This window comes from Gordonia rhizosphera NBRC 16068 (assembly GCF_000298195.1).
Lineage (GTDB): Bacteria > Actinomycetota > Actinomycetes > Mycobacteriales > Mycobacteriaceae > Gordonia > Gordonia rhizosphera.
In genome coordinates this window covers 1-9937 of the sequence record NZ_BAHC01000207.1, presented here as the reverse complement: position 1 = coordinate 9937, position 9937 = coordinate 1, and the positions used below count along the sequence as shown (strand labels likewise).

Here is a 9937-nt window from a genome sequence, read left to right as displayed (position 1 = left end):
CGCGGATGCGTGATATTTCTACCCACGTCTATGCTGGTCACATGGGAAATGGAACAGAACGAACGATGGGTAAATCTACCCACCGTGCCCCGCAAGAGCCTGCCCGAAAACGGGCACCCTCTGCCCCGCTACGCGCTCTCATTGTGGTCAGGTTGTCTCGGACCACTGAGGCCACAACGTCGCCACAGAGGCAGCGTGAAGTGTGCGCAAAGCTATGCGCAGAGCGTGGCTACAACGTCGTTGGTGTTGCCGAGGACTTGGACGTATCCGCTGGCAAGGTCGCGCCGATCGATCGCCCGCAACTCGGGGGATGGATGCGACATCGTGCCGACGATTTCGATGTCATCGTGTTCGCCAGACTCGACCGCATCGCGCGGCGAATGCTGGACCTGGCCGATCTCATCCGCTGGGGCGATGACCACCACGTCACGTACGTGTCTGCCACCGAATCACACTTCGACCTCAGTGGCCCTGTGGGAAGAATGATCGCCCTGGTCGTCGGCACCTTCGCCGAGATGGAATTGGAAGCGATACGCGAGCGCAATACCGCTGCCGCGCAACACATTATCGAGTCGGGTAAGCATCGCGGTACGCCACCGTGGGGATACGTCTCTGAGAAATACGAGGTCTCCGAGGGCCGCTCGGCGTGGCGCATCATTCCAGATCCCCCACAGGTCAAGACAATTCAGGAAATCTGCGACCGTGTGATTGCTGGGGAGCCTATCCGCAAGATAGCCATCGATCTCACTGAACGTGATGTGCAGACCGCGCGCAACAGGAATGCTGAATTGCGCGGTAAGCCAACGACACCCAACAAATGGTACTCCACGAGTATGCATCGCTTGCTTACGTCACAAACCCTGCTCGGACGTATCGTGAAGCGCGATCCCCTTACTGACCCGCAGGGGCAGTATGTCCGAAATGATAAGGGCGAAAAGCTCTTTGGCGACGAATACGTGCTCACAACCGAGGACGGCACACCAATCACGCGGGCCGATCCGATCATCTCCGTGGACACGTTCCATCGTGTGGGCAAAGCTCTTGCGGCACGGTCGATTACGAGGACGACGATACGCTCGGATGCTCTGCTACTGCGCGTGCTGACGTGTGGCGTGTGCGGTGCCACTGCCTACCAATACCGTGGCGCGCGTGGCCGACGGCCCCGCTACAGGTGTTCCTCTGTCGGTGTCGGTGACCCCTGCGGCAACGGATCGATCCCGCTTGACGACGTTGAGACGTACGTCGAGACTGAGATTCTGAAGCATATGGGTCCATTGAATCGCTATGTGCGCCAGTGGGATACGGGGTCGGACCACACGTCTGAGCTAGCCGATATCGATGCCCTGTTGACAGACTTGACCGATCAGCTTGGTACACAACAGTTTCGCCGTGGAACACCGCAGAGAAGCAAGCTCGACGCGCGGATTACCGCGCTCGCGGCAAAGCAAGCCGAATTGTCTGCTCTCCCAATCATTCCGGCAGGGTGGCGGTACGTTTCCACAGGGGAGACTGTCGCCGAATGGTGGGCGCGGTCTACGACACAGGATCGCAACCTGTGGTTGCGTGAGATCGAGTTACACGTCTCATTCACGGCGCATGTCGACCCCGACAACCACCGGACTGTCGTGGATGACATCACGCTCACGCGCGAGTTCTCCATCGATGCCGACAACGCTGCCAGTGTGTTCGGCCCCATCGCGGAGGGCATCAACGCGTTGATATCGGATTGAATGCCAGTAGCGCGCGACTGTCTCGCGATGCGTGAGACCCGTGATGCCTTTACGAGCGAACTCAGCAAAGGTTAACCGCCGGTTTTCCGTCAGTTTTGGTCGTCCACCTTTGTCACTCGTCGGCGCTCCCACTCACTCTCAGACACCTTGCTTTTGTGCCGTTTCTGCCAAGCCAAACGTGCCTTCTGACCTGCGTCTTTGCTGATGCCGCCATTGGCGTTATCAGGCAGGTTCGCGTACTGATCTTTACGGGGGATCACGCAACGTTACCTTCTGACCTGCGTCTTTCTGATTGCCGCCATTGGCGACGTTCTGGGCACTAGCGGTGCCTACGAGCTTGCCGGGGATCACGTTGCGCGCTATTTCGACCGAAACAGAAAAAAGGGCCACACCAACGCTTTTGGCGTCGATGCAGCCCAATTCTCTTGTGCCGCCTAGTAACCCAGAATGAATGGGTGCACGCCTGCGGTGGTATCCACGGGCACGAGGTTACCGTCGGCGTCCTGCTCCCAGTAGGGTCCCCAGGTCACCGCTGTGGACGCTCTCTGTGCGGATGACGCACTGCCACAGAGACTTTGGAGATCCTCTATCTCTTGTGGACGAAACACGACACCGACACTATTCACAAACGATCTCGAAAAGTCCCCACTGGTCTCACTTTTCACGATTCCCGACCCTCGTTCGTAGAGTCGCAACACTGCGTCGCGCAGGATGGATTTGAGCACGACAAGCTCTGCGGGACCGCACACGGTAGTGATGTCATCCACAGCAAGGCATGGAGCAATGTTGAAAAGCACACGCGCCCAGACTGTTTGGATCAGCAGCGTGCCCTCTGTTTCCGTCATCTCGTTATCAAACGGCAGGATGTCATTCGTGAATGTGATTGGGGCACTTGGTAGATTTGTCATCATGTCCTCCTTTCCAGCACCGGCCCCGGCCCACAGGGATGAAGGAAGCTGTAGACCGGGACCAGCGCGCATCAACCCCGAATCACCGCAGCCCGCAGCATGATTCGGGGGAGTTTCAAATTACGCAGCAACGTAACTCGTGGTGTTGAATACGCCGATGCGTTCTGGTCTGGGGACTGCAAAGCCGAATCGCATTGTAGCCCTTATCAATACAGAATCGTATTGGAAGAGAGCCTGATCCGACGTGGCGACCGCCACCTGACCGATCGCGGCCACCACTTCGTTCTTGTCGATGACAAGTCCTGTGGCAGCGGGCATCTGAGAGTTCACGAGCACGGGAAGCGACAGCAAACGACGCTCTGTTGCCATGGTCCCGGCACCGAGCAGACCCTCATTGCTATCCGTGCTGTCGCGCTTGATCTTCTGAAGATCGGCCCATCCCACAGGATCAACGACAATGACACTGGGGGAGGCGGTTTCGGCTTCGAGCGCAGCGATGAGGTCTACGAGGTAGTCGAGATCGGCGTCCACAGTGCCGTCAGCGGCAGTGAGGTCGGTTCGCAGTGCCAGGCCGAGCACGGGTGCTAATTCTGGGTCTGGGTCTGGTGCAGCAAGATACAGCGCGTCAGCTTTCTTCACGATGGCACGACGCACCGACGACGCGAGTTGCGTTGCCGTACTTGGCTGGGTCCACTGCTCACGCGAAAGCCGCACCAGCTGAGTAACTTTCGCCGTGTAGACCACAGCTTCATCAAGAGTCGGGTCCGACTCCTGAATCTCGTCGCCTTCAGCGGTAACACCGGCCTCTGCGTCGTCCACGTAGGGGACACGCACGACGACGGCATCGCCTTCGACGGGACCGGCATTCGTGGCTGTTTGCAACACAACAGCTTCGGGTACGGCGTCCTGGGGCGGGAAGAATACAACGTCGGGGGACCATCCGGTGGCCGACGTGGAGGTAGTTTGAGTTGTCATTTCTGTTGTCCTGTCTGTGATTATCGTGTACAGACCTCGAATCGCGTTGCGTCGCAGACGCATCGAGACACGTTGTCGAGTTGTTGACGCCACCACAGATGGACAGTCACGCCAGCGCTGCCAGCGATCACCGGATTGTAGCAAGGTTTGTAGCACAATGGCCATAACTGCCGTTTGCGCAGGTCAGCGCGTCGTAGCAGTCTGCTACAATGCCCAATACAAACGAAAGTTTCCGCAGGTCAGGAGGACCGGGACGATGAGAACCATTGGTAGGCCGACGACCACGGCTGATCGTGTGGAAGACGCACTCGCGGGAGGGGGATTTTTCACGTATGAGGCTCTGGTGCACCGTGTTTGGCCGATACCGGAGACGCGGCCATCCACAGCAAAGGAGGTGGTTCGCAACATCGTCTCAAAGATGAAGGCGCGCAATGAGGTTGAGACGGCGACGCTGAACCGCAGGACGATTGTGCGGCTTGTGGATGCTCCTGCACCGCAGCAACATAACTCTCCCGAGCCTCCTCAGGATGACGACGAGTCGTTCGATTTCGAGTTTGACTCAGACGATGACGACTTCGAATTCGATTGAGCGACAACATAACTCATTATTCCAGAGTTACACGCGATGTCAGGGGCAAGGCCAACCGGCCTCGCTGCACCCCCGGGGGGGAGGGGTAACCCCCCACTGCCACAACATATCTCGTAACAACACAACGACACTCGACACGTCGCCGCATCGAATGCCATTGAATCACAACGCGATTACTGCTCAGCCTTAAAGGCGTTGACCCACGAGTCATCAGCGGTGCCAGCGTTGGACTGACCGAGCGACGGATCAACCTGTGGTGCCCTGCTCACAGGAGCCAAGTTAAAATCCTGCCTCACCACTTCAATTGCTGCCGTGAGCTTTTCGGTGTCCACAGAACCATCCTCGGCAATGAGTTCGGCGACGCTGCCAGCATTCCCCGCGAAGAATGCAGCGGACTTGTAGCCCTGTGCCTCAACGGCTTTGGCCACCATAGCCTTCTGCATCGCCTCAACCCGCGCCTTCAACGCGTCACGCTCCTCACGTGCGGCGTTCCGTTCGCTGCGATATTTCGCAGACTCCCGACTGAGTTTGCCCTTGTCGTCCTGCTGCTGACCATCAGCGTCCGACGCCGAGTCCTGCTGCTCCACCACAGCTGACTCATCCGTGCCCGTATCCTGTTCTGTACCTGCATCATTCGCCATTGTTCTCACCTCGTTCTGCTGCGGTCACGAGCACATCAGACGACGCGAACATGACACCCTTCAATCTCTCAATCTCGTTCTCTGCCTTGCGCAATCGCTTACCCAACGCTGCGCTCTTACGCCGCTCACTCTTCAGCGCCGACATAACCGCGTCCGGGTCGCGTATCTCAGAAGTCATCGAGATCACCCAGCTCGCCATCCGCCTCTGGGTCCACCACAAACGTGCCCCCCACCTCTTCGACGGGCAATACCGAGACCGTGTAACCATCGCGGGATCGCTTGACGCGCTTAATCCTTCCCACACGCTGCACGTTCCCGTGATGCTCCGGCCATGAATGACCCACCAGCTTCGGAAAGCCGTGCTCATCAGCACGAGTCGTGTTCGCCTCGACCTCGATCAGCTTGCCGCGCAATGGGTCCCGCGTATCCACGCGATACTCCTTGCCGTCTGCCTCAATCAGTTCATCCATGCCGATCAGACGTTTCTGTTCCATGATTCCTCCTCGCGAGACTGCTTCTCGCAGTTAATAAATAACAAGATGCCCTGCACCACAGCAGAGAATCAGACTGTGGGACAAGGCATCTTATGTAAATCGGATATCGCATCCGACCGGTCGTCGCGACCTGAGTAACTTGATGGTGAATGGCAACATGAACCATCATTCATTCAACCACCGGGCAGATGGGACAACCGTTGTGGTTATTCCTCCTCATTGAAAAAGAATCCCCGGTCATCTACTCGGCACTTTGCACCTTACCCGTCAAAACATACAGGTCAAGCCTGCACACCACGTACCGTTTACTGCCCCTGGTTTGCCTTCTCAGGCTCCTAATCCGCCGGGTCCTCATCTGCACCCATCTCCACAGGAGAGGCTAGATTCAGCGTGTGTGAATGATCTTTTTTACCAACACTTTTCAGTCGGCTGAAAATGATTGTTTTTCACCACTTTTCCGAGCAAGGAACACCGGGTGGAAAGAAATAAATGTAGAGGGATGTACCTCTTGTCGTTAATTACCTTACATACGTGTGTGCGACTCAATTAACGACAAGGGGTACATGGTCCTTCATGCTTTGAACTTACCGAGACTCAAACCCTTTCGGAGAACGCCTTTTTCGGTCCTTTTGTAGGGATGGACACCGTTCGTTGACAGGTACCCTGTAAAGCGTGAAAGATTCAATTTCTCCTCTCGGTTGACCTCGGCCCAGGCGTCATAATCTTCTTTGAGGTCGCTGACGTATTCTTTTGCGCTAGAAATCTTCTGGCAACGCGAAGAAATCCACTTCTCGACGGGGTCATCTTCATGCAAATACTCGTAGGTCGCGTCAGCAACGACGGGCGGAATCACCCATCCATTCTCGAAATAATCTCGCAGTCCACGAATGATCCATGACAGAACTACGTCTAGTTCTTTCATGACTATTTCGCCGACCATGCGCTCTACTGCGTGCAGTTTTTGGTCCGGTATCCGAACCTCCCAGGGGATTACCATGATCCGGCGAGCCGTCCCCCCATCACCACCGAGCAACAGTGGCATGTGATTCGTTGGCACCGACACCGTACACGTCGAACGAAACGTGAACTGCCCCTTAAACTTTTCCGAGCCCGTCAGATTGTCGCCGCCGACAACCTCTTTGAACAGGGTCTCCTTCCACCGCGCATTCGCGGGAAGCTCTTGTACGACAAGAAATCTCACTCCTCGTAGCGCTGCGATCTGGTGCTCTTTCGTCTCGCGCCCGATGAACAACCCCGCTGGTGCCGTATGCGCATACGTACCAAGCGCTTCCACCAGAATCATGTGATACGCCGATTTACCGTTCTGCCCGGATGGCCCCAGGTGAAATGCCGCCTTCTGCCCCGACGCGTCACCGAGCGCGCCGTGACCCGCGTGCTGCGCCATGAGGCGCTGAACCGCCGGATCGGGTTGCACCATATCCAAGAATCTCTTGAACTGACTTGCACTGAAACGACGTTCGTACTGGTCGTCGTCTGCAATGAAACTACCTCCGGCCATCTTCGTCATGTAATCCTGCGCACTTGCGGGAATCGTCATTCCTATTGTCTCCCTGCCTAGTTGGCTTGTATCATTCTTAGTGTTCATCAGATAATGGTCAGCATCCAACTGTTGAATATCCTTGTCGCCCCTTATCAATCGAATCTCTCGTGCGACCACCTCGTACCATCTAACGTCGCACAGCTTGTCATATACCTTGCGCGCGTCTGTGTTTCCCTGCTCGGTTGCTTTCCTGTGAAGTGCTAGAATCACTTTCCGTACATAGGACAGTACGAGCGTCCCGTGCGGATCGGGTTTCCAGCGCTGGCCGTCGTAGATGTACCATCCCATCTTCGGGGCCACATAGTGAAATCGGTTGCCGTAGCGTCGAATAACTAGCTTGGCAATCTGCGTGATTATCGGGTCCATGCCGTTGTGCCTTTTGAATTGTCATACCGCACTGCACCTTTCTGCGGTTTAGGTTATGGCTATTGAGTTTTCGGCTACTGAGCTAGCTTGTGCCCCGTCCGCCCCGGTGTTCCATACACTTTGTTCACTTGGTAGACAATTTGATCCGGGCGGTACTTAGCCGCAATGACCCCGGCTCTCTCCTTGTCCAGAACTGTTGCGGCATAGTACGTTTGCTCGATCGACAGTCCACTGTTACGACACTCGTTCAAAAATGCCCACATAGCGCGATCGGCATCGAGCCAGTAGCCCTCAGCCCAGTTGTGATATGAGCCCTCAGCCCAGTTGTGATATGCCCTGCGCGCCTTGTAGTTCAACGCTGACCACTCGACCGGTTCAGTGTCGATGTCGTCCCATGTGCCCTTACCGACGCTCGACGGCGTATTGCGCTCGATCACCGATTGATGCTGCCGCAGAATCGATTCCAGCGCTTCCACCGATATCACCTTCGGTGCACGGCGTTGCAACACCGGACGGGGTTTCTCGCCCTTCAGTACTGCTTTCATATTCAACGTGCCGGGAATGCGTAGCACCTCGTTGGGCAGGTACTTACCGCCATCGCTGATATCGCCTGCGCGGTAGAGTCTTTCGCCGAGAGCGCCCAGTTCCTCATGTGACAGATCGCGATCGAGTAGCACGCTCACATGGAAATGCCCCGGTGTTCCGGACGAAATCAGGCCCGCGCGAACGTCGTTCAGCAATGCTGTCAGGTGCTCCTTATCGCGGTACTCGTCTACCTCGAATGAGATGACGTTGCTCGGTACCGTCCTTCGACGCTGGGGCAGCACGCAGAGTGACGTGGGTAGGTAAACATCACGACCGAGATTCACTTGGTCTTCAATGGTATCCAGCAAGTTGCCAGTTTCACTGGGGTACTTGAAGAATGATTCACTCCACTTGCCGCGCGGATTTCCAGCGGTCCTATCTCTGATGGTGCCGAGGCAGATATGACCGCGCCGATCGCCGTAGAGTTCGTAAATGTATTGCAACACAGTGGTTCTCAATTCCATGAAGGTGTCCATATCAAAAGTGCCGTCAACTTTCTTGTGCTTGGACGCTGTATCCGCCTCGTCAATTATGGTTGCCTTTTTCGCACTGTCGTTCAACGCATCTGGGTCGCCTGCACAGGTATCGCCAATGCCCCGTTCGATCGATCTCGGTTCGGTAAGCATCCGGCCACACTGCTCACACGGCGCGTACAAGGGTCCAGTTGCGTTGACAGCCTTGCGATCTGAGAATCGTTCGGCGTTCTCAACGTCTGCCATCAGCTTTCGTAGGCCGACAACGTCTGACACCCAAGCGGTTTCGCCGTCTTCGATGACTTTCCTGCGTGCCGTGAGACCGCCTCTGTTCTTTCCATGCATGGTGTAGGTGACCCGGTAGAGATTGCCTGCGTACTTGTAAACTCCTTCTCGCATATATGATTCCGAGTAACAGGACTTGTCGAGTAAATCCCAGGACTTGCGATTGAAATCGGGTAGCTTCTCGTGACATCCGTAATGAGTGCAGAACCCAGGGATGCCAAGTGCTTTGATAGGCAACTTGATTCGCTTGCTCCACACCGGACGCTGGCAGGTTGGACAGAACGGAAAGCCGTCCCAGGGTGTCGGTATCACCGTGGATACGGTCCCGTTGCCCTCCATCCGCTCGATCGTGATTGTCTTTCGCTTCGACATGGCTCACGCACCTAGCGTGGTGTTCTGCTCAATGAACGCATCGATCGATGCTTGGCTGACCCTCATCTGCGAGCGCACGTAGGTCGCCGCGAGTTGGTTGTCGCGGATCATGTTGTAAATCGTTGGGCGACTTACAGTTAGCATCTCTGCCGCTTGCTCGATCGTATACAGCCGGTTGTTCGTCATGGTTAAATCCCTTCTGGCACAACAAAATAAGGCCCCTCCCGTGTCGGGAGAGACCTTGTGTGGGTAGATGGTTCACTGCGACGATGCGCCGTGATGCGGACACAGGGGGTCCACGACGAGCACCCTAGCCGCGACCTGGGGTTATGGGCAAGCACTCGCGTATATGCCCAGTTCAGACCGTTGGTCACAAACAGCACTGCCCGACCTAAACTCTCAACCCGGAGTTGAGGGTGCGCTATCCGCCCAGGTCAACAGGGTGGCAATCGGAAGCGGCCACGTGTTCTGAGGAGAAGACCCCATCCCCCGAATACGCCGCGATCCGCTCCAGGGTGGTCAAGGCGGCCGCAATCCGCAGCCACCGATCCGCCACCGTGGGTGCGGCACCCATCTCGATCAACAGGGCACGCGTCTTGCCACCGGTCTGCCGTGCCACCCCCAGCCGGTCCAGGGCGCCGGCGTGCACGGCGAGTTGGTGGTCGACCACGTTCCGCAGGCCCATCAGGATCTTGGTGGTGTCGAACACCTCACGGCCGGTGGCGTCGGAGGTGATGGTCAGGTCACGGACGGTGGGGAGCAGGTTGTCGATCGGCATGCCCCCATGGTAGTCGAACACCTGTGCGAATAGCGCCGCTGTGGCGGGTTATCCACAGGCCAGGATGAAACCCGTAATACCTTGTTCTTCAATGGATTTGGTTCGCGAAGGCGGAATCACGGAACGGATCAGCCTCGCCACCGGCGTCGAGAACCAGAAGGTCCAATCGTCAACACCATC

The 9937-nt window shown here is 56.6% G+C and carries 9 protein-coding genes and 1 pseudogene; 2 read left to right on the top strand and 8 right to left on the bottom strand.

What is annotated here, in order from left to right; genetic code table 11:
• Window positions 1–5: 5 nt before the first annotated feature.
• Window positions 6–1730, top strand: coding sequence for a recombinase family protein (locus GORHZ_RS25175; protein WP_083877436.1), 1725 nt, complete (start codon window positions 6–8; stop codon window positions 1728–1730).
• A gap of 434 nt (window positions 1731–2164) precedes the next feature.
• On the opposite strand, the gene GORHZ_RS31125 is transcribed toward GORHZ_RS25175, so the two are convergent.
• Together GORHZ_RS31125 and GORHZ_RS25165 are read right to left on the bottom strand one after the other, a co-directional pair.
• Window positions 2165–2638 (bottom strand): hypothetical protein, encoded by a 474-nt coding sequence (locus tag GORHZ_RS31125; RefSeq protein ID WP_006338125.1) that lies wholly within the window; start codon window positions 2636–2638, stop codon window positions 2165–2167.
• A gap of 120 nt (window positions 2639–2758) precedes the next feature.
• Entirely contained in the window at window positions 2759–3613 is an 855-nt protein-coding gene (locus GORHZ_RS25165; protein ID WP_006338124.1) for a phage major capsid protein, read from the bottom strand.
• A 256-nt stretch (window positions 3614–3869) separates the two neighbouring features.
• Between GORHZ_RS25165 and GORHZ_RS31120 the strand changes: the two genes are divergently transcribed.
• Window positions 3870–4202 carry a hypothetical protein gene (locus tag GORHZ_RS31120; RefSeq protein WP_006338123.1) on the top strand — a complete coding sequence of 111 codons (333 nt, stop codon included), beginning with the start codon at window positions 3870–3872 and terminating at the stop codon, window positions 4200–4202.
• Window positions 4203–4375: 173 nt separating this feature from the next.
• Here GORHZ_RS31120 and GORHZ_RS29745 read toward each other — a convergent pair whose 3' ends face one another.
• From GORHZ_RS29745 to GORHZ_RS25130, 6 genes and pseudogenes are all read right to left on the bottom strand, one after another.
• Window positions 4376–4843: a hypothetical protein gene (locus GORHZ_RS29745; RefSeq protein WP_006338122.1), complete on the bottom strand. Its 468-nt coding sequence runs from the start codon at window positions 4841–4843 to the stop codon at window positions 4376–4378.
• A 167-nt stretch (window positions 4844–5010) separates the two neighbouring features.
• Complete coding sequence (locus GORHZ_RS25150) at window positions 5011–5337, bottom strand: hypothetical protein (RefSeq protein WP_006338120.1); 327 nt, start codon at window positions 5335–5337, stop codon at window positions 5011–5013.
• A gap of 571 nt (window positions 5338–5908) precedes the next feature.
• Complete coding sequence (locus GORHZ_RS25145) at window positions 5909–7264, bottom strand: DNA primase family protein (protein WP_006338119.1); 1356 nt, start codon at window positions 7262–7264, stop codon at window positions 5909–5911.
• Window positions 7265–7338: 74 nt separating this feature from the next.
• Window positions 7339–8979 carry a DUF6011 domain-containing protein gene (locus GORHZ_RS25140; protein WP_006338118.1) on the bottom strand — a complete coding sequence of 547 codons (1641 nt, stop codon included), beginning with the start codon at window positions 8977–8979 and terminating at the stop codon, window positions 7339–7341.
• A 3-nt stretch (window positions 8980–8982) separates the two neighbouring features.
• Window positions 8983–9165, bottom strand: coding sequence for a helix-turn-helix domain-containing protein (locus GORHZ_RS25135; protein ID WP_006338117.1), 183 nt, complete (start codon window positions 9163–9165; stop codon window positions 8983–8985).
• A gap of 268 nt (window positions 9166–9433) precedes the next feature.
• Window positions 9434–9757 (bottom strand): annotated as a pseudogene (locus GORHZ_RS25130) (HNH endonuclease); the annotation flags it as partial.
• Window positions 9758–9937 lie beyond the last annotated feature (180 nt).